The organism is Pelomicrobium sp. G1, from assembly GCF_051905455.1.
Taxonomy (GTDB): Bacteria; Pseudomonadota; Gammaproteobacteria; order Burkholderiales; family UBA6910; genus Pelomicrobium.
This window is the reverse complement of the sequence record NZ_JBQACR010000015.1, coordinates 1-17569: the sequence shown is the minus strand read 5'-3', so window position 1 is coordinate 17569 and position 17569 is coordinate 1. Positions and strand designations below refer to the sequence as shown.

20 protein-coding genes are annotated in these 17569 nt (G+C 65.0%); 9 read left to right on the top strand and 11 right to left on the bottom strand.

Annotation, left to right across the window (positions count from 1 at the left end; all coding sequences use genetic code 11):
* Positions 1 to 241: 241 nt before the first annotated feature.
* From ACTFO6_RS13895 to ACTFO6_RS13885, 3 genes are all read left to right on the top strand, one after another.
* On the top strand, positions 242 to 439 hold the full coding sequence (locus ACTFO6_RS13895; RefSeq protein WP_439935044.1) for a (2Fe-2S)-binding protein: 198 nt from the start codon (positions 242 to 244) through the stop codon (positions 437 to 439).
* Positions 440 to 581: 142 nt separating this feature from the next.
* Entirely contained in the window at positions 582 to 1046 is a 465-nt protein-coding gene (gene bfr / locus ACTFO6_RS13890; RefSeq protein WP_439935043.1) for a bacterioferritin, read from the top strand.
* A gap of 133 nt (positions 1047 to 1179) precedes the next feature.
* Positions 1180 to 1725, top strand: coding sequence for a GFA family protein (locus ACTFO6_RS13885; protein ID WP_439935042.1), 546 nt, complete (start codon positions 1180 to 1182; stop codon positions 1723 to 1725).
* Here ACTFO6_RS13885 and ACTFO6_RS13880 read toward each other — a convergent pair.
* Positions 1637 to 2788 (bottom strand): PepSY-associated TM helix domain-containing protein, encoded by a 1152-nt coding sequence (locus ACTFO6_RS13880; RefSeq protein WP_439935041.1) that lies wholly within the window; start codon positions 2786 to 2788, stop codon positions 1637 to 1639. The genes ACTFO6_RS13885 and ACTFO6_RS13880 overlap by 89 nt on opposite strands.
* A gap of 2 nt (positions 2789 to 2790) precedes the next feature.
* Positions 2791 to 4941: a TonB-dependent siderophore receptor gene (locus ACTFO6_RS13875; RefSeq protein ID WP_439935040.1), complete on the bottom strand. Its 2151-nt coding sequence runs from the start codon at positions 4939 to 4941 to the stop codon at positions 2791 to 2793.
* A 665-nt stretch (positions 4942 to 5606) separates the two neighbouring features.
* Here ACTFO6_RS13875 and ACTFO6_RS13870 point away from each other — a divergent pair.
* Positions 5607 to 5894, top strand: coding sequence for a type II toxin-antitoxin system Phd/YefM family antitoxin (locus tag ACTFO6_RS13870; protein WP_439935039.1), 288 nt, complete (start codon positions 5607 to 5609; stop codon positions 5892 to 5894).
* Positions 5891 to 6277 carry a type II toxin-antitoxin system VapC family toxin gene (locus tag ACTFO6_RS13865; RefSeq protein WP_439935038.1) on the top strand — a complete coding sequence of 129 codons (387 nt, stop codon included), beginning with the start codon at positions 5891 to 5893 and terminating at the stop codon, positions 6275 to 6277. Before ACTFO6_RS13870 ends, ACTFO6_RS13865 begins: the two co-directional genes overlap by 4 nt.
* Before the next feature lie 206 nt (positions 6278 to 6483).
* Here the strand turns inward: ACTFO6_RS13865 and ACTFO6_RS13860 are convergent, their stop codons facing one another.
* From ACTFO6_RS13860 to ACTFO6_RS13840, 5 genes are all read right to left on the bottom strand, one after another.
* Entirely contained in the window at positions 6484 to 8649 is a 2166-nt protein-coding gene (locus ACTFO6_RS13860; RefSeq protein WP_439935036.1) for a TonB-dependent receptor, read from the bottom strand.
* A gap of 243 nt (positions 8650 to 8892) precedes the next feature.
* The gene (locus tag ACTFO6_RS13855; protein WP_439935035.1) at positions 8893 to 9039 is read right to left on the bottom strand and encodes a hypothetical protein; all 147 of its coding nucleotides are present in this window, start codon (positions 9037 to 9039) and stop codon (positions 8893 to 8895) included.
* Positions 9040 to 9141: 102 nt separating this feature from the next.
* The gene (locus ACTFO6_RS13850; RefSeq protein ID WP_439935034.1) at positions 9142 to 9498 is read right to left on the bottom strand and encodes a DUF3325 family protein; all 357 of its coding nucleotides are present in this window, start codon (positions 9496 to 9498) and stop codon (positions 9142 to 9144) included.
* A gap of 4 nt (positions 9499 to 9502) precedes the next feature.
* Positions 9503 to 11053 (bottom strand): PepSY-associated TM helix domain-containing protein, encoded by a 1551-nt coding sequence (locus tag ACTFO6_RS13845; RefSeq protein WP_439935033.1) that lies wholly within the window; start codon positions 11051 to 11053, stop codon positions 9503 to 9505.
* A gap of 8 nt (positions 11054 to 11061) precedes the next feature.
* Positions 11062 to 11370 carry a DUF3649 domain-containing protein gene (locus ACTFO6_RS13840; protein ID WP_439935032.1) on the bottom strand — a complete coding sequence of 103 codons (309 nt, stop codon included), beginning with the start codon at positions 11368 to 11370 and terminating at the stop codon, positions 11062 to 11064.
* Positions 11371 to 11613: 243 nt separating this feature from the next.
* Here ACTFO6_RS13840 and ACTFO6_RS13835 point away from each other — a divergent pair, with 243 nt between their 5' ends.
* Positions 11614 to 11862, top strand: a complete 249-nt coding sequence (locus tag ACTFO6_RS13835) for an AbrB/MazE/SpoVT family DNA-binding domain-containing protein (RefSeq protein WP_439935031.1) — start codon at positions 11614 to 11616, stop codon at positions 11860 to 11862.
* Complete coding sequence (locus ACTFO6_RS13830) at positions 11856 to 12176, top strand: type II toxin-antitoxin system PemK/MazF family toxin (protein WP_439935030.1); 321 nt, start codon at positions 11856 to 11858, stop codon at positions 12174 to 12176. The genes ACTFO6_RS13835 and ACTFO6_RS13830 overlap by 7 nt, the downstream gene beginning before the upstream one ends.
* A 106-nt stretch (positions 12177 to 12282) precedes the next feature.
* Here ACTFO6_RS13830 and ACTFO6_RS13825 read toward each other — a convergent pair whose 3' ends face one another.
* From ACTFO6_RS13825 to ACTFO6_RS13810, 4 genes are all read right to left on the bottom strand, one after another.
* The gene (locus ACTFO6_RS13825; RefSeq protein ID WP_439935029.1) at positions 12283 to 14196 is read right to left on the bottom strand and encodes a TonB-dependent siderophore receptor; all 1914 of its coding nucleotides are present in this window, start codon (positions 14194 to 14196) and stop codon (positions 12283 to 12285) included.
* Positions 14193 to 14645, bottom strand: coding sequence for a secretin and TonB N-terminal domain-containing protein (locus tag ACTFO6_RS13820; RefSeq protein WP_439935028.1), 453 nt, complete (start codon positions 14643 to 14645; stop codon positions 14193 to 14195). Before ACTFO6_RS13820 ends, ACTFO6_RS13825 begins: the two co-directional genes overlap by 4 nt.
* Before the next feature lie 194 nt (positions 14646 to 14839).
* Entirely contained in the window at positions 14840 to 15832 is a 993-nt protein-coding gene (locus ACTFO6_RS13815; RefSeq protein WP_439935027.1) for a FecR family protein, read from the bottom strand.
* Positions 15829 to 16341 carry a sigma-70 family RNA polymerase sigma factor gene (locus tag ACTFO6_RS13810; protein ID WP_439935026.1) on the bottom strand — a complete coding sequence of 171 codons (513 nt, stop codon included), beginning with the start codon at positions 16339 to 16341 and terminating at the stop codon, positions 15829 to 15831. The genes ACTFO6_RS13815 and ACTFO6_RS13810 overlap by 4 nt, the downstream gene beginning before the upstream one ends.
* 377 nt (positions 16342 to 16718) lie before the next feature.
* On the opposite strand from ACTFO6_RS13810, the gene ACTFO6_RS13805 reads away from it, so the two are divergent.
* Together ACTFO6_RS13805 and ACTFO6_RS13800 are read left to right on the top strand one after the other, a co-directional pair.
* Entirely contained in the window at positions 16719 to 16946 is a 228-nt protein-coding gene (locus tag ACTFO6_RS13805; protein WP_439935025.1) for a type II toxin-antitoxin system Phd/YefM family antitoxin, read from the top strand.
* Complete coding sequence (locus ACTFO6_RS13800; RefSeq protein ID WP_439935024.1) at positions 16943 to 17347, top strand: type II toxin-antitoxin system VapC family toxin; 405 nt, start codon at positions 16943 to 16945, stop codon at positions 17345 to 17347. Before ACTFO6_RS13805 ends, ACTFO6_RS13800 begins: the two co-directional genes overlap by 4 nt.
* Positions 17348 to 17569 lie beyond the last annotated feature (222 nt).

Genomic DNA, 17569 nt, shown 5'->3' with positions numbered 1-17569 from the left:
CCGCCGAAAGGGGTGGCTGGCTGTATGAACCACGGCGGACTACCGCAAAGCGCAGCGCCGAGTCCATGCAATAAATGATAATTATTACTGTTTAGATTGGCAACCCCCGGCCCATATCGGGGCTTGGACCCCTGCTTGGAACGGCCAAGAGGGCGCCATCCGGCGCAGCTCACTCCTGGAAAAAGGCGCTTGCAATTCCAGACCGACAGAGTGATAATGATTCGCAATTAGGACAAGCGCCATGTACGTCTGCGTTTGCAACGCCATCACCGATCGGGAAATCCGCCAGTGCGTGGAGCTGGGGGCGGCGTCCCTAGAGGAGCTGCAGGAAACCCTGGGGGCAGCCACTTGCTGCGGCCGGTGCACACGGACGGTGGAGGAGATCCTCCAGGAATGCACCCGCAGCGGCTGCCCGTATTTCGCTCCCGCCTCCTCCTGAACCCCCGTTCCCGCTTTACCGATCCGAGGGCTCGGTGCTAGCCTAGAAAGTCAGCACGCGCCCCGGCGGGGCTGTGGCCGCTCGATTCCGCCCGCTTGCCCGTCGAGGGCTTTCAAGAACCTCAAAAATCGCGGAGGCTGCCATGAAAGGCGATAACAAGGTCATCGAGCACCTCAACAAGGTCCTTTACAACGAGCTCACCGCCATCAACCAGTACTTCCTCCACGCCAAGATGTTCGAGAACTGGGGGTTGCACAAGCTCTATGAGCACGAACGCAACGAGTCCATCGACGAGATGAAGCACGCCGACAAGCTCATGGAGCGCATCCTGTTCCTGGAGGGGCTGCCCAACCTCCAGGACCTGGGCAAGCTCATGATCGGGGAAAACGTGCCGGAGGCCCTGAAATGCGACCTCCAACTGGAACGGGCCGCGCGGCCCGACCTGCAGGCGGCCATCGCCTACTGTGAGAGCGTGGGGGACTACATCAGCCGGGAGCTGTTCGAAGACATCCTCGACTCCGAGGAAGAGCACATCGACTGGCTGGAGACCCAGCTCGAGCTGATCGACAAGCTCGGGCTGCAGAATTACCTGCAATCCCAGATGTAGCCCGGCGCGCGGGCCCCGTCGGGCGGGGGTTCGCGTTCCCGCGAGCCAGCCCGCCCTCTCCGACGGGCCCGCTAGTTCCCGGCGTCGCGGCCGGTCTCCCGCCCGCCGGCGATTCAGCGATCGGAGGTACCCCGTGAAGCTCGAAGGCTCTTGTCACTGCCGAGCCGTGACCTTCTCCCTCCAATCCCGCACGCCCTATCCCTACCTGCGCTGCTATTGCAGCATCTGTCGCAAGACCCAGGGCGGAGGCGGATACGCCATCAACATCATGGGGCTCACCGCCACCCTGCGTGTGACGGGAAAAGCGAACATGAAGATCTATCGGGCGAAAATCGAGGATCCCGAGCGACCGGGAAAGCTCGTGCGCAGTCCGGCGCGGCGCCACTTCTGCGCCCTTTGCGGCAGCGGCCTCTACGTTTGGGATCCGCGCTGGCCCCAGTGGGTCTATCCGTTTGCTTCGAGCATCGACACGCCGCTTCCCAAGCCACCCGAGCGAATACACATGATGCTGGATCATGCCGCGCCGTGGGTGGAGGTGCCGCGCCCAGGGCCGCGCAATCGCCATTTCGCGCAATGGCCGGACGAGGCCATTATCGAGTGGCACCGCCGGCACGGGCTGTACGGAAAGTCGTCCTCTGCCTTTGGGCACGGCGGAGGTACCAGACGATCCAGCCGGTGACCCATAAAAAGAACGGTACCAGCCCGGAGACGAAGGCGATCAGCCGGCCGCCCGCGCCGGCGATGTCGCCGGTATGGGTGGGGAATATCCATGAAAACAAAACTCGGGTCGCAAGTGGCACGCTCCTCCAGTCGAGGATTTGAACGACCCGCCCTGTCGCCGCTTCCACCCGAACCAAAAGGCTCGCGCCGCCTCCGTATCTGAGACGTTCGTCGCCCGGCTGGAGCAGCCGCACCGTATAATGCCCGGCATCCGGGGAAGGCAACTGGATTGCCAGAACCCTCGCTTCGGCAAACTTCTTCTGGATCAAGGCTTTTAACGCCTCGAGCGAAATCTGGCGGCCCGCCATGTTGACCTGCGGCGCTCGCGGTGTCTGTGGCACGTCCAGTGCTCTTATGACGATTCCCCGGGTGTATTCGGGGAAAACCAGCACTATGCCGGTAAGGGCGATCAGAAACAGAGGGGCGACGAAAACGATGCCGAGCACCCGGTGCAGGTCGCCATGGAAAATGCTCCTGCCCTTGCCGGCGCGGATCCGCAGTCCCTGGCCCAGGCGATGCCAGCCGGGCCACCACAGCACCAGGCCCGTCGCGCACAAAACCAGCAGCACGATTCCCACCGACCCCACCCCCTGCTCTCCCCACCGATGCTCTCCCGTGAGCCAGTTGGCATGGAGGTGTAACAGGAAACCCGTCACCGTCTTTTCCGGGTCGAACGAGGCCAGGATCTCGCCCGTGTAGGGATTCACGTGAACCCGCCACCAGGGCGCCCCCTCCCGGCCGAAATCCTTCATGACCACTTTCAAAGGCTCGTGCGGCGCCTGGGGCAAGTCCACGGACACGAAGCGGGGAGGAGCACCGGGATAAGCCGCAACCGCGGGTGGAACCAGGGCGTCGAGGGACTGGCGTCGCTCCCCAACCGAGAACTCGTACCACTCGGGGTGAAGTATGCGCTCCATTTCCGGTCGATACACCACGGCGCTGCCCGTCAGCCCGACGAGAGCGACCGCCAGGCCGAGCACCAGCCCAGCGTAAAGGTGCAGCCGGTACAGAAATCGGCGCATCGCTACAGTCTCAACTCGACGGTAGCGAGGAAGGTGCGCGGCGCGTCGGGCCTGAAAAACCCCGAACGAGTGGGGTTCAACAGGATGTCCCGGTCAGCTACGTTGTAAATGTTGAGCCGGGCCGTCCAGTGGCGACTCTTGTAGAAAATCGCCGCGTCCAGGCGTGCGAAAGCGGGTACCTGGAACGTATTGTTGAGATCGCCTTGCCGCTCGCTCAGGTACTGGAGCCCCAGCCCGAAGCCGAGGCCGCGCCACGGCCCTTGCGGTTGCTGGTAACTCGCCCAGAGGCTCGCCGCATGGCGCGGCACGCCGGGCAGCGTCTTGCCTGCGGGCACGCTGTTATCCCGGATCACCTCCGCTTCGGTATAAGCGTAGCCGCCGATCAGCTTCCAGCCGGTAGCCAGCTCCCCGGCCACGTCGAATTCGAAACCCTGGCTGCGCTGCTCGCCGACCGCTATCTGGAACCCAGGATGGTCCAGATCCCGAGTTCCCACGTTGGTCCGCTCGATCCGATACACGGCAGCCGTGGTGGAAAGGGCGTTTTCCCACCAAAGAATCTTCACTCCGGCCTCGTGAAGGATGCCCCGCTGGGGCTCCAGGGGCTGGCCATCGAAGCGCAAGGGAAAACCGTTCGGCACCTGAAAAGAGCGGTCGTAAACCAAATACCCGCTCACGGCTTTCGTCGGTTGATAGACCAGGCCTGCCCGGGGGCTGAAGCGCTCGAAGGTGCGGGTCGGAAGCGCTTGCGGGTTGCCGGGCAGAGGTTCCTGCTTGAAGCGGTCGTAGCGCAAGCCCAGGGCCAGTTTCCAGCGAGGAGCGAGGGAAATGACATCGTGGGCAAACGCCCCCAGCAGATCCTGCTTGAGCGTCTGGCGGAAGACGAAAAAGCTGCCCGTCGCCCCGGTGTTGCCGTAGACGGGTTCGAAAATGTCGATCGGGTTAGCAGGGGCGGAGCTAAAGCGGGAGTCGGTCTCCCGCTGGCCTGCGTCTATCCCGAGCGTCACATGGTGATCCTTTCCGGCAAGAGATAGTTTTTTTGCTACCTCCACTTGCCCCATCACGTCATCGGAGCGAAACCCAGACACGATGATGGATCGGTTGAGGGTGCGGCCGTCCGCCTGCAAAGATGCGCCTCGGGTAAAAAACTCGTCGTTCTCGATGGTCGCCCTAAGGAGAGCCCCTTTCAAGGACCACTCCCCCATGCCCCGCTCGAAAAGAAGCCTTCCCTCCCGGACCTCCGAGCGGAGGAAATCGGTGGAGGGCTCGCCGAGAAAGCGATCAAGGGGAACCCCGGGGACGACGCCATTGCCCTGGCGCGGAACACCAACATCCGGGGTTTCTTCGACCGTGACGAATTCCCCCAAAAGCGTCAAGGTCGTCTGGGCATCGGGGCGCCACGCCAAGGCGGGTGCGGCCAATTTCCGCCGGGACTCCACCAGATCACGGAAGCTTTCCGCGTCTTCCAACCCGGCGTTGAGCCTCGCCGCGAACCCGCCCTCTGGAGACAAGGCACCCCCGAGATCGACGGTGGCACGATACAGGTCGAAACTGCCCGCATTCAGCGTCACCGCCGCCACGGGAACGGGAAGCGGGCGCTTGGTGACGATGTTGACGATGCCGCCAGCATTGCTGCGCCCGAACAGCACCGAAGCGGGCCCTTTAAGCACCTCCACTCGCTCCACGTTGTAGGTGTCCTGATCCGCCCGGTTAAGGTCACCCTCGGTGAATTCCGTTCGCCGGAAACCGTCCCGCAGAGTTGTCAGGCCGAAGCCGCGGCTCGAGAAGGTGGTCCCCTCTCCACCATCTACAAAAACGACGCCCGAGACATTCTTCACCGCCTGATCGAGCCGTAGGGCCTGCTGCTCTTCGATGACGGCGCGGGGGATTACTTTGACGGACGCAGGCAGATCTTGCAGAGGAACCAGAGACCGGGTCACCCCGGGAGCGTGATCGACGGTGAAGCGCTCCGGTCCCGGTGCTTTGACCGTCACTTCCTCCAGCATTGCCTCCCCTTCGCCCGGATTGGGCTGGGCAACTTCCGCGGCCTGGGCGGCCGCGGAACCTGGCCAAAAGGCCAGGGCGAGGCTGAGAACAAGTGGCGCCCGGCTCCAGCGATAGCCCTGGGCGGCGCATGCAAGTGCAATGGATACCATCGGCCCTCCTCCAAAACGCCTCGTGGCCCATGAGCTGGCTACTCGGCGGAGAGCCTTTGGCTGGCAGAACCCCTAAAACGGAGTAAGAATTATTCTCAATATCCCCGTCCAAGTCAACAGATCTGTACTCCTAGGGGCTGGCGCACGGGCGCGGCTGCGGGCCGGGCCAATGCCATAGTCCCTCGGGTGCCCTCCAGAAAAAACGGGGTCTCGCCGCGCTGCCACGGCGGGCAGACGAGCTGGGGATATTTATGCTGGCAACGAGAGGCTTGCCGATGCAATAACCTTACATCTCGCCCCATTCCAGGCATTGCAGGTGCTCGAGCTGGGCCTGTTTTCGACCCCTTCTGCGGCTGCCTTGTGACGCAGGCTGCGGACCATGCGATGGTCGCCCAGGCGATCGCCATGCCTTTCGCATCTTCCGGAATGTCCAGGACTTCGTCCTCGAAGCGTCCGATTTTCGTCTCAAACTGGACGCCGAAGATAGGCAGAATCGTCCCCAGTAAGGGCCGCGCGATCGGCGTTTACCCGAATGGCCGAGCGAAGCCATCATCGAGCGGGATCGCCAGCGCGGACTGTACGAAAACCATTTTCGAACTAAGTCATTTGACTAAGTCAGAGTAGTCTTCTAGACTACTTCATCGAGTTTACGTAAACGGGCAACCATGACGGTCGTCAACGTTCACCAAGCCAAGACCCACCTTTCCCGCTTGCTTGAGGCCGTCGCCGCCGGCGAGGAGGTGATCATCGCCAAGGCAGGCAAGCCCGTGGCGCGTCTGGCGCCGATCGAGAAGCCGTCACGCAAGCCCGGCGCCTTGAAGGGCACCTTCGTGCTCACGGAGGGGTTCTTCGAACCGATGCCGGAAGACTGGCTGCTGGAGCTGGAAGAGGGACATTCAAGCGATCCGCTGCGCGTGAAACAAAAGGTCCGTCGCAAACAAAAGCGGCGATGAACGTGCTTCTGGACACCCATGCGTTGATCTGGTGGGCGGAGGGGGATCCCAGACTCTCCTCGCGGGCGGCGGCAGCCATTGAGGATTCGAACGCCCGGGTCGCTTTCAGCGCCGCCAGTGTATGGGAGATGGCGACGAAAATCCGCTTGGGCAAGCTCAGGATGAACCGTGATCTGGGCAGCATCGTGCACGAGCTCATCCGCACTTTTCGCTTCGAACCGCTTGCCGTTTCCGTCGAGCACGGGCGCGTTGCGGGTGAGCTCCCGGGACCCCACAGAGACCCCTTTGACCGCATGCTGATCGCCCAGGCCCGGCTGGAAAATCTCGCGATCGTCACCAACGACCCCGTGTTCAGGCAATATCGGGTCAAAGTTTTGTGGTAGCGGCGCGGCCCGGCCCGGGATTTCCACGGCAGCCCTTAGCGAGCGTCCTCTAAATGCTTGACGCTCGGCCCTCTCTCCTTCCCCCTCCTCTTCCTTCTCCCCCAATGGGAGAAAAGGATATCCAGTCCCTCTATCCCTCCGGGAGAGAGGAGGCTGCGGTAAACGATTTGCTAACCATTTACCGGAAGCTCAATAATGCCCTCCCCTCACCAGCGCGCCAGATAGGATACGCTCAAGATCGTGCCGGGCGAGGCGGTATAAGAGTCGTTGGCCCCGGTGCGGAGCAGTTGCGACTCGCGCACGAAGTAGTCTTCGTTAAGGAGGTTTTCCACCGCCAGTTGCAGCGTCCCCCGGCCCCACCGATAGCGGCTGTAGAAGTCTACGGTCACGTAGCCGTCCACCGGGCGTTCCCCGAAGGCGGTGCTTCCGCCGAAGCGGTCGCGCTCGCCGCTGTAGAGCACTTCCAGGCGGTTCAACCAGCGCTCGGTGGTGGCATGCTCCAGATAGGCGGTCAGCTTGGGCGGCGGAATGCGGAAGCTGTTGAGATAGGTGTAACGGCCGTCCCGATCGGGATCGGTCTCGCCTTCGAGCCAGGTGAACGTGCCCCCGGTCTTCCAGCGCTTCGACAAGCGGTGATCGAGGGTGGCCTCGAGGCCGTAGATCCGCTCGGGCGCCCGCACCACTGGCTGGTTGAAGCCGCCCGAAAAAGCGCCCAGCTCCGACTCGTTGTAATACACCGCTAGCGAAGCGGCGGTGTTAGCCCACTCGCCACGCACGCCGATCTCGTAGTTGTCTACCTTCTGGGGCGCGAGCTGCAGGGTGTTCACCGACGCGCCGTTGGGCGCCCCGCGCAGGGTAAGGCCGATGTCGGGCACCGAGAATCCCTGGGAAAAGCTGACATAGGCGCTCAGGGCGCCGGTGAGGGTGTACACCGCACCCATGTTGAACAACGGCTCGTCGAAATCCAGCTCTCCGCCCTGCACGGACGCCCCGGCCAGGGTGACGAAGTCGTCCACCGCCACCTGGACCCGCTCGTAGCGCACGCCGCCGCGCAAGAGCCACCGGCTGCCCACGGGCAGCTCGAGCTGGGCGAACACGCCCAGGTTGTCCTGCCGGATCTCGGGCACCCAGCCCCGGTCCCCGGTCTTGCGGAACACGAGCCCCCCGCTGGCGTCGAATGCGGCCGGGTCGAAGAGGGAGACGGGCTGGGACGTGGCCTCCTCGGTATAGTCCAGCCCCCACAGCACGCTGAGTGGGAGCCTGCCCTCGAGTTTGCGCTCCACCTCCAGCCGGCCGCCGCTCTTTTCCGACTCCAGCCGCGACTGAAAGATGCTGTTGCCGAAAATGGCGAACGCGCGGCCGTCGAAGGGGAAGAAGCGGGTGAAGTAGTCGCGACGGAAGATCTGGGCATGGACCCGGTTACCCAGCAGATCCCCGTGGCGGTAGTCCAGGTTGGCGATGGTGTTGCGGGTATCCTGGGGATCTTCCAGCACGAGCCCCGGGATCGCCCGGGAGCGCACCGTCCGCGGCGCAAACGCCTTCACCGCCGGGTCGGATGCGAACTCCGTGTCCTGGGCGGCGTCGTAGCGGTCGATGGAGAGCTGGATGCGCTGGTCGCGATCGATGGCGTAGCCCAGCTTGGCGAGCACGTTCCAGCTATCCGTGTCGGCCAGTCCCCCCTGGCCGTGGGGATCGGGGGGAATGCGCTCGCCATGGGCGTCGAAGAACCCGTTGGTGCGCTCGAAGGCCAGATTGAGCAGGTAGTCCACGTCTCCGTGACGGCCCGAGAGCTGGGGCCGCAGGAACACGCCCAGGCTGTCGCCGGGATGGGTCAGCGAGACGCTCGCCCCGGCACTGGCCTCAAGCTCGGCGGGTTTGCCGCTCGCGCGCCGGGTGATGATGTTGATCACGCCGCCCGTGGCGCTGTCGCCGTAGATGGCGGTGGCGCCGCGGACCACCTCGATGCGCTCGATGGCGGCGGGGTCGATGGTGGCCAGGTTGCGGGAGACGTTGCGCGTGGTGTTCTGGGGCACGCCGTCGATCAGCACCGAAACGTTGCGGCCCCGCAGCGTCTGGCCGAAGTTGCTGATGGTGTCGCTCCCGGGCGCGAGGCCGGGCACCCGCTCTCCGAGAATGTCCCCCAGGTTCTTTCCGCTGCGCGCTTCCCGCTCGATGGTCTCCCGCGTCACCACCGTGACCGAACCGGGAATGGTGGCGATGGACGCTTCCTCGCGTGTGGCGGAAACCACCACCTCCGAGAGGGTCCCCACGCGCTCGCCCTCGTCGGCGGGCTGGGCTGCCGCCACTCCCACGCTTGCTAGCCCCGCCGCCGCCCAGGCAGCGGCAACCTGTTGCCGTCGCAAACCGTTCAATTCAACTCCCCTTCCTTTCCGTTTGGCCGTCAGTTGCACGAAAACCGCTCGCGCTTTTTTCGGCACGCGGCAAGACCACGCGGCTCCCGCGCAGCGGGGCCGCACGACGTCACGAGGACAAACAGGAATGAAGACGCATCGCAGAATCCCCCTGAGCAGCAGTCGTTGTTGGCTGGCTACTCAGCGCGATGCTGAATGGCTGGCTACGAAGGTGAAATCCCGACGGAATCGGCGAGACGACAGCTACAGCGCGAGCACGATGGGCAGCAGGGCCGCCGCCACCACCGCCGCGGCGGCGAGAAACGCCATCCAGGCGACGAAAAGGCGCAAGCGGTTGCGCAGGCCGCGCACGGTTTCCGGCGGCTCGATCGTCGGCCGAATGGGTTCCATGACAAACGCCCCCCTATTCCTGGACTGGGAGCCAGGTGGTGCGGACACCCAGGTCAGATGCTCAACAAAGTAATGAGAATTATACGCGTTTACATTGGCCCGTCAACCGATGAATTCCCGGGTCGCCAGCATCACGACGGTCAGCGCCGCCGTAGCGCCGGCCGAGGCCCAGCTCGAAACGTAGGCGAGCCGCGGCCAGTAGGCGAGCACCAGGACCAGGGCCAGGCCCGCCGCGCCGAGGGCAGCGATCCACAGGAGGCTACCCAACCCCCCGCCATCCCGGATGACGGCAGCGGCGAGGGATCCGGCCAGCAGCAAGGCCCCCGCCCCGCGTAAGGCGAACCGCCAGCGCCCCGGGAGAGCGGCCGCACCCGTTGCCCGGGAAAGGTGGCGAGGCATGGCGAAGGCAAACGCCGCGAGCCCCGCATAGGCGCAAAGAAAAACCAGGGCGAGCAGCACGCCCTCAGCGCTCCTCCGGAACGAGGGACTCTCCGAAGGCAAGGGTCGCGGGCTCGGGGCGGAGGGCGCGGAACCGAAGCCTGCGCCATGCCATGCCCGCCACGAACCCCGTCGCGAGGAGCACCAGGTCTACGCCGGCGATCGTCCATTGCCCGCCCGCGATCGTTTTCACCAAGTGATCGCCCGTGGTGAGCCCGTTTAGCGCCGGAACCGCAAGGCCCAGGACCGCCACCGCCAAGGTCTGACCGCGCCATGGATGGGCGGCCCGCCAAGCGTGCACTCCGCTCGCCAGCCAGACGGCGAAAAACACTCCCATCTCCCACTGCAGGCGTCCGGCCAGCGCTTCCGGCAGCAGCCGGTTGGCGGCCAGCATGGCCAGCGTCGCCACGAGCACCCCGAGGGTGCCGGCGCAGGAAGTGGCTTCCACGACCCTCCAACCACTGGCGACGGACGGCGCGTGCTTGGACCGCCGCTTTTCTAGCCAGAGGAGCAGCCCCGTCGCGATCATCACGCAGGAAGCCAGCCCCATGAGGAAGTACAACCAGCGCAGCCACCCGTGCTCGAAGGCCACGAAGTGAAGCCCGGAAATGAAGCGCTGCGCCCGCATCGCCGGGCCCATGGACTCGCGCGCGAGCACCGCGCCGGTGGCGCCGTCGAAGTAGACCGTGTCGGTGACGTAGGCCACCCGGTCGTGGGGCTCGCGACGGATCTCCACCACCGCGTGGGCGTCGTTCGGGTTGCGGATGGCGACGCTCCGCACCCTGGCGTCGCCCCATAAAAGGACGGCCTGCTCCACCATGGCATCCACGGATGCGAGCCGTCCCAGGACGCCCGCGTCCGGCCGCTCGTAGCGCCCCATGGCCTCCTTGAAATAGGCCTGCCGGTCGCCGCCATAGACGATGTGGAGGCCGGCGTTCATGTAGATCAGGTAGAAGATGATGAGCCCGGAAAGGGTGATGGCGAAGTGGAATGGGAGGCACAGGACCGAGGTGACGTTGTGCAGGTCCAACACCGCCCGACCGGCATGTTTGTGGGGACGGAAGGTGAAGAAGTCCTTGAAGATGCGCCGGTGGATGACGACGCCGGAGACGAGGGCCGCCAGCATGGCCATGGAGGCGAGCCCCACCAGCCAGATGCCGAGATCGAGCCAGCGCAAGTGCAGGCTGTAGTGAAAGGGGTAGAAAAAGCGTGTCCCGCCCGGACTGCCGGTTTCCGGCAGCAGTCGGTGGCTTACCGGATCGACGTCGCGAATGGCAAACGGGAAGCCGGGTCGCGACCAGCCAATGCGCAGCGTCGGCTCGCGTTCATTTGGATGGTAGATGAACCAGGACGTCGCATCCGGGGCGAGAGCCTGGAGATGGGGCAGCGCAGCCCGGTCGATGGACACAGGTCCGGCCGGCGCCGGCAGCCGGGTCGCCGGCATCATCCACCGGTCGATCTCCCGGTCGAACACCGAGAGGCTCCCCATGAAGAAAATGAGAAACAGCAGCGCACCGAACAGCACGCCGCTCCAGGTGTGCAGGTAATCCATCGACCGCCGGAAATCGGGGGACATCGACGCGCTCAATCGAGCCAGAACTTGAGCCCCAGGGCGGCGGCGCCGAACAGGGCCGATCCCGCCAGCAGTCCCGCCCACGCGCGAACCGCGCTTCGGGCCGCAAAGGCCCAGACCACCGCGATCAGATAGACCACGAAGGACAGCATGCTCCCCGTCACCACCGCCTCGGCCCGCGGCATGGGCAACGCGAGGGAGGCGAAAGCGGTGAAGGCGTAGGCCAGCGCGTAGCCTGCCAACACCGCGGCGAGCCCGCGGGAGAGGCCTTCGGGGATGGAGGGAGTGCGGCGGGTCATGAGAACGAGAAAGATTCTCACTTATCCATCGGCCGCGGTCAAGGCAAGAAGCCCTCGTCCCGGGCGGCGACACCTCGACAAGCGCTCGCCAATAGCCGCGTCCCGCTCGTGGAGGAAAGCGAGAAAGCTGCCGGTAGCGCCAGTCGATGAGCAACGCCGCCATCGCCAGACCCGCGTAGCGGTGCACAAGCATCCCCATTGGCGGCGAGTCGTCCTTGTTGTAACATTGTTACAACATCCTTCAAGCTTGGCGCGTGGGGCAGCATGAGAACCGTCATCCGGAAACTAGGAAACTCTCGAGGCGTGATCGTCCCCAAACCCTTGCTTGTTCAGGCCGGGCTCGAAGACGAAGTCGAATTGACAGTGGAACGGGGCGCGCTGGTGTTGCGCCGGCCGCTGCGCAAGGCGCGGGAGGGTTGGACTGAAGCGAGCCGCGAGCTTTCGGAGACGGGCGACGACGCGCTGGTGTGGCCCGAATTCGTCAACGAGGGCGACGAGAAGCTCGCGTGGTAAAGCGGGGCGATATCTGGCTGGTATCGCTCGATCCCACGGTGGGCAGCGAAATCAAGAAAACCCGTCCCTGCGTCGTCGTTTCCCCGCCGGAGATGCACGACTATCTTCGAACGGTCATCGTCGCACCGATGACAACCGGCAGCCGTCCGGCTCCCTTCCGCATTCCCGTGGCCTTTAAGCGCAAGAGTGGATTGATCCTTCTCGATCAGATTCGCACCCTGGACAAGGCCAGGCTGGTCAAGCGCCTTGGAGCGGTCAAAGGCGAAACCCTGGCCAAAGCGCTGGCCACACTGCAAGAGATCTTCGCCCCCTAAGGCGCCCCCGGACGGTTTGGCATCGGCGCCAATTTGCCCCCACCAGCCCTGTTTCACGGCTTTTAGCGCTCGTCCAGCTTCGCCGATCTCTCCTCGACCGTGTCAGTCAGAACTCGAGCCTGAGCGAAGCCATGACACTCAACGGCGCGCCGGGCTGATAACTCAGGTTGCTTACCGTCTCGACATACCTCTTGTCGAGAATGTTCTGCACGTTCAATTGCGCCGTCAGAACACGAGAACCGTTCAGTTCCCAGCGGTAGCGCGCGAAGGCGTCCCACCGCCCGTAGCCGTCCACCTCGAAGAGGTTGGCGTTGTTGCCGGGACGCGAGTCCACGAGATATAGGCCCGTGCCAAGGGACAGGCCCCCGAGCGGTGTACTTGGGGAAAAGTCATACTTGAGCCACGCGCTGCCGATGTGCAACGGCACGCCGATGAAACGAGCGCCGATGGGCAGGGTCGTGGAGCGCAGCACCTCGGTGTCCGTGAAGGCATAGGTGAGAATAACGCTCAAACCGGCGTGAATTTCTCCGATCAGATCGAACTCCACGCCCCGACTGCGCAGCTCGCCGAAGTTTTCGCTGATGCCGTCATTGTTAGCGTCGCCGATGACGTTGTCTTTAGTCAGTTGATAAACGGCGAGGCTGGCCACCAGGCGCTCTCCGAAGAAGGGCATTTTGAAGCCGAGCTCGATCTGCTCGCTCGTTTCCGGATCCACCGGGCCGACGGTCACGGTGGCGGGTGGGACGAACCCTTGGCTGTAACTGAAGTAGGGGTGCAGCCAGGAGGTGGCCTTGTACAGCGCGCCGACGCGAAAGGTGAAAGCGGAGTCCTGGCGCTCGCCGCCGCTGCCGGAAGGCGGGGTAAAGAAAGGATCCACAAACAACGACTCCTGATCCACGTAGTCGAAGCGCCCACCCAAGAGCAGGTGCAGCCGGCGGTCGAGCAGCGAGACCTGGTCCTGCAGGTAGGCGCCGAAAAACGTGCGCTCGGCAAAGAAGCTCGTCTGTCTGAAGTCCGCTGGCACCGCGCCATAGACGGGGTTGAAGGCGTCAATGGGCCGATTGGAATTCTCGCGAAGGCCGTTTTGTGTGTTGCCGCCTCTCGGTTCGTGGCCGAGGTCTACGCCCGCCAGCAGCTCGTGCTTTGTGGATCCCAGCTCGAACTTATAGATCGTGTCGAGGATGGCGCTGAACTCCGTCGCGGTCGGCACCGTGCCGTCGAAGCGGCGATTGACGGTGATTTGTCCCGGACCGGGCGAAGTCACTGCGCCGATACGATAAGCGTTGATGTCGAACTCATTACGATGATAGAGAAACATGTGCCGCACCTTCCAATTTTCGGTGATCTCGTGGATCAGCCGGTAGCCGGCGAAGATCTCTTCGCGCGTGCTGCGGAAGGCCGGCTCCTGTAAGAACCGCTCGATGGGCAACACCGGCTCGAACGGAGGATCGAACGTCACCGGGCTGAACACCAGGCCGTTGTCCCACAGGAAATCGTTGTGCATGTAGGCGCCCTCCACCGTGAACTCCGTTCGCGGCGTGATCCTCCAGGTCAGCACCGGGGCGATGAACCAACGCTCGTTGTCCACGAAGTCGCGGAACGAGCCAGCGTTCTGGTACGAGCCGTTGATGCGGTAGCGCAGCGAGCCGTCGTCGTTGAGCGGCGCGCCGACATCGAACAACGTCTCGTAATAGTCGTAACCGCCGACCCGCTGCTCGATCGAGCGATAGGGCGCATCCAGCGGCTGCTTGGTGACCAGGTTCACCAGCCCGCCCGGTTCCTGCTGCCCGTAGAGCACCGAGGCCGGCCCCTTGAGCACCTCGACCCGCTGCACGTTGGCCAGCACCGACGGCGATTGATCGCGCAGCCGGAAGCCGTTCCAGTAGGTGTTGAAGACGCTGAAGCCGCGGATAATCGGCCCCTCCGTGGCGGCCACGTTGTTGCCGGTGTAGGCGGGGGTGACGCCGCTGACGTTGCGATACACGTCGTTAAGCCGGAGGGCCGCTTGGTCCCCGATCACCTATCGGGAATCACCTGGATCGATGCCGGCGTCTCCCCGATGGGGACGTCGGTCCGGGTGGCGGTGGCGGAGCGCGATGCCCGGTAACCCGGAACCGGGCCGAAGGCGCTTTCGACGATCTCCCGCCCGCGGACGGTGACTTCCGGCAACCGTTGCTCCTCCACTGGAACTTGCGCCACCCGCCGCACCACGAAGCCGCCGCCCGGCGCAGGGACCGCCTCCAGGCCGCTTCCCGCCAGCAGCCGCTCGAGGGCGGCCGACGGCGTCATGGTCCCCCGGACCGCCGGCGCCTGGCGTCCGGCCACCAGCTCTCCCTGCGCGATGATCTCCACCCCCGCCTGCTTCGACAGGGCCGCCAGCGCCTGGGAAAGGAGCTGGGCCGGAAGATCGATGGGCACGGGGCGCGCCTGGGCCGCCGCGGGCGGCAACCAGGTGAAAACCAACCCCAAGAAGATCCCTGCCACGCGAATCAGACAAGCCAGACCGCAAGATTCTTGTTTCGACACGCTCGCCTCCCTGGTCGGTGGGGCAGGCTATCGACCCCCTCCACCAAAAAGACGAACGGCCGCTGAAAATCCTCATGCGGGTGCCGCGTGGGCCCGCCCTTCGAGGCTCCTCACCGGACGAGGCCGGGAATTGGTTGCTACGGGCGTCGCTCCTGGCGGCCCTTCCTTGCCGACACCCGGGCCGTTCCGTCCGGCGGGAACCGCACGTCCACCGGCAGCGCCTCCGGCAGCAGCCGCAGCAGCCGGTCCGGGTCCGCCGCCGGAAAGGCGCCGGTCACCCGCAACTGCCCCGCCGCCTCGTCTGCCAGGACTATGGGCGCTTTCCGGTACCGCTGGGCCTCGGCCAACGCCTCGGCGAGGGGCACGTCGTCGAAGACCAGCCGCCCTTCCCGCCAGGCCACCACGGCCTCCGCATCGACGGGTCGAGGGCCCCCGGCGATCCCTTGCCCGGAGGTCTCGACGGCTTGCCCCGCCGTGACGAGGACCGGCTCCTCCACACCGCCGGCGCGAACGCTCACGCGCCCCTCCAGCACCGCTATCCGGGCACCGTCGCCCACGCGCCGGACGTTGAACGTGGTGCCCACCACGTCCACCCGCGTCTTGCCGGCGAGGACGCGGAAGGGCCGCTCCTCGGCCGCCACTTCAAAAAGCGCCTCGCCGGCCGCGAGGGTCGCTTCCCGCGAGCGCCAGCGCAGCGCCACCTCGATCCGGCTCGCGGTATTGAGGGTGACGCGGGAACCATCCCGAAGCGCGACCGTCTTGCGCTCGCCGACGCCCGTCTCCACGGCGAGCCGGGACACGACCGGATCGACCCACCAGAAGGCGGCAACGGACACCGCCGCCACCGCACAGGCCGCCGCCGCGCGGGCAAGCCATGACCACCCTTCCGCCCAAGGGCGCCAGGGTACGGCATCGCGGCGCGGATAGCGGTCTTTGAGCGCCGGCGCGACGGCCTCCACCAGCCGGCTGGCTGCTTCCAGCCGGCGCAGGTATCCGGTGCGTTCGGCGCTGCCCGCCGCCCAGCGGGCGAGGGCCGCGGCCGCTTCCCGCTCCTCGTCAGGCCGGCCGCAGCGGCTGTGGGCGAAAAGCGCGTCGGCATGGGCCCGTTCGGCGTCGCTGAGCGGGGTCATGGCCGTTCGTCCTCCAGAAGCGCCCGGCAGGCATGCAGCCCGCGCATCACGTGCTTTTCCACCATGCTCCGGGAAATACCCAGCGCCCGCGCGACCTCGTCATGGGGAAGCCCGTGGATGCGGTTCAGCACGAAGGCTTCGCGGCATCGCGGCGGCAGCGCGTCGATGGCCGCCGCCACCCGCTCGAGCAGGTCCTGGTTCACGACTTGTCGCTCCGGCGTCGCCTCCACGGTGACCGCCTCGGGCGCGCGGTGCTCCAAGGCCTCGGCCTCCAGGGGCTCCCAGCGCACACAGGAGGTCCGGCGATGATGATCCACCTGGAGGTTGCGGGCCGTCTGGAACAGGAAGGCCCTGGGCGAGCGGATCGCGGCGACGCGAGCGTGGGCGAGCACCCGCTCCACGCTCGCCTGGGCGAGATCGGCCGCCTGCTCGGCGCCCAGCTCCCGCGCCAGCATGCGCCGGAGATCGCGGTAGGCGGCGACCAGCTCGTCGAGCGCTTCTTTGAGCAAACGGTAAGACCCCCAGCCCTGGTTGCGGCGGCGGCAATTGAAGCGGCGCTAGGGCGGAAAAAACCGATATGGAAACGCCGGTACGCCGATCGTGTGCCCGCCACCTTTTCCGTGACGTATCCGCAAGCCTTGGCCTTTGGCCGGCGGTGCTCTTTGATGATTGGCTGGCTGGCGCCCGGCTGGCAGGAAGCCCGATGGGCATTGGCTGGCTTATCGATAACCATTCTCACTCGCAATCGGGCGGCGGTCAAGAGGGCAGGCGCTCGATCCCCCGGCCGGTTGCGGGCACACGCTGCAAGTCCGAAGCCGACCGTCGGCGCTCGGTCTGTGTTACCATGACCATGGTCATGTCCATGGTCAAACTACGGAAACGCCCCATGCAAACCATCAAAGCTTCCGAATTCAAGGCCAAATGCCTGGCACTGATGGACGAAGTCGCCCGCACTGGCAGGCCAATCCTGATCACGAAGAACGGGAGGCCCGTCGCCGAGCTACGGGCGCATTCCTCGCGCGAGCGCCAGCCTGCAGGCGTGTGGAAAGGCAAAGTAATGATCAAGGGCGACATCATCTCCCCGCTTGATGTGGACTGGGAAGCCCTGCGGTGACGGTGCTGCTCGATACCCACGCCGTCGTCTGGTACGCCACGGAGGACGCTCGCCTTGGCCGGCGCAGTCGATCCATCGCCAACGCAGCGGCCAGCAGCGGCATGCTCGCTGTCTCGGCGGTGAGCTTCTGGGAAATTGCGCTGCTTGCCGCCAAGAAGCGGTTGGAACTCTTCGATTCGCCTGCGGTGCTGCGCGCTCTACTGCTCGACTCGGGGATCCATGAGTTTGCTCTCACCGGGGACATTGCCCTGCTCTCGGTGGAGCTTGGCCTGCACGGCGATCCGGCAGACCGGTTTATCGCCGCCACTGCAATTGTGCATCGCGCGACCCTGGTCACTGCCGACCAGCGATTGCTGGGCTTGCGGCATCGTGGGTTAAAACGGCAAAAAGCAAGTCGTTGATCTGATAGTTTTTGATCCCCCCCCTACCGGCTCAGGGCGAACGGCTTTGGTTACCCGTGAGGGCAAGGCTTTTTTGCAGCGGGCTGCGTATCCCTTGGGAACGTCGGGCTGCCTTGCCAAGCCGGACAGAGAAAGGAAAACAGCCTGCATAAGTTCACAAACCTTTGGCACTCCTTCGAAGCGGGAGGAGCGCCTTGCAAGTGCATCATGTCGGGTACCGGG

Excerpts from the sequence above, each read along its gene's own strand:
- ACTFO6_RS13895 (WP_439935044.1), top strand. The coding sequence starts at position 242 with ATGTACGTCTGCGTTTGCAACGCCATCACCGATCGGGAAATCCGCCAG.
- bfr (WP_439935043.1), top strand. The coding sequence starts at position 582 with ATGAAAGGCGATAACAAGGTCATCGAGCACCTCAACAAGGTCCTTTAC.
- ACTFO6_RS13880 (WP_439935041.1), bottom strand. The coding sequence starts at position 2,788 with ATGCGCCGATTTCTGTACCGGCTGCACCTTTACGCTGGGCTGGTGCTC.
- ACTFO6_RS13875 (WP_439935040.1), bottom strand. The coding sequence starts at position 4,941 with ATGGTATCCATTGCACTTGCATGCGCCGCCCAGGGCTATCGCTGGAGC.
- ACTFO6_RS13870 (WP_439935039.1), top strand. The coding sequence starts at position 5,607 with ATGACGGTCGTCAACGTTCACCAAGCCAAGACCCACCTTTCCCGCTTG.
- ACTFO6_RS13865 (WP_439935038.1), top strand. The coding sequence starts at position 5,891 with ATGAACGTGCTTCTGGACACCCATGCGTTGATCTGGTGGGCGGAGGGG.
- ACTFO6_RS13855 (WP_439935035.1), bottom strand. The coding sequence starts at position 9,039 with ATGGAACCCATTCGGCCGACGATCGAGCCGCCGGAAACCGTGCGCGGC.
- ACTFO6_RS13845 (WP_439935033.1), bottom strand. The coding sequence starts at position 11,053 with ATGTCCCCCGATTTCCGGCGGTCGATGGATTACCTGCACACCTGGAGC.
- ACTFO6_RS13835 (WP_439935031.1), top strand. The coding sequence starts at position 11,614 with ATGAGAACCGTCATCCGGAAACTAGGAAACTCTCGAGGCGTGATCGTC.
- ACTFO6_RS13815 (WP_439935027.1), bottom strand. The coding sequence starts at position 15,832 with ATGACCCCGCTCAGCGACGCCGAACGGGCCCATGCCGACGCGCTTTTC.
- ACTFO6_RS13805 (WP_439935025.1), top strand. The coding sequence starts at position 16,719 with ATGCAAACCATCAAAGCTTCCGAATTCAAGGCCAAATGCCTGGCACTG.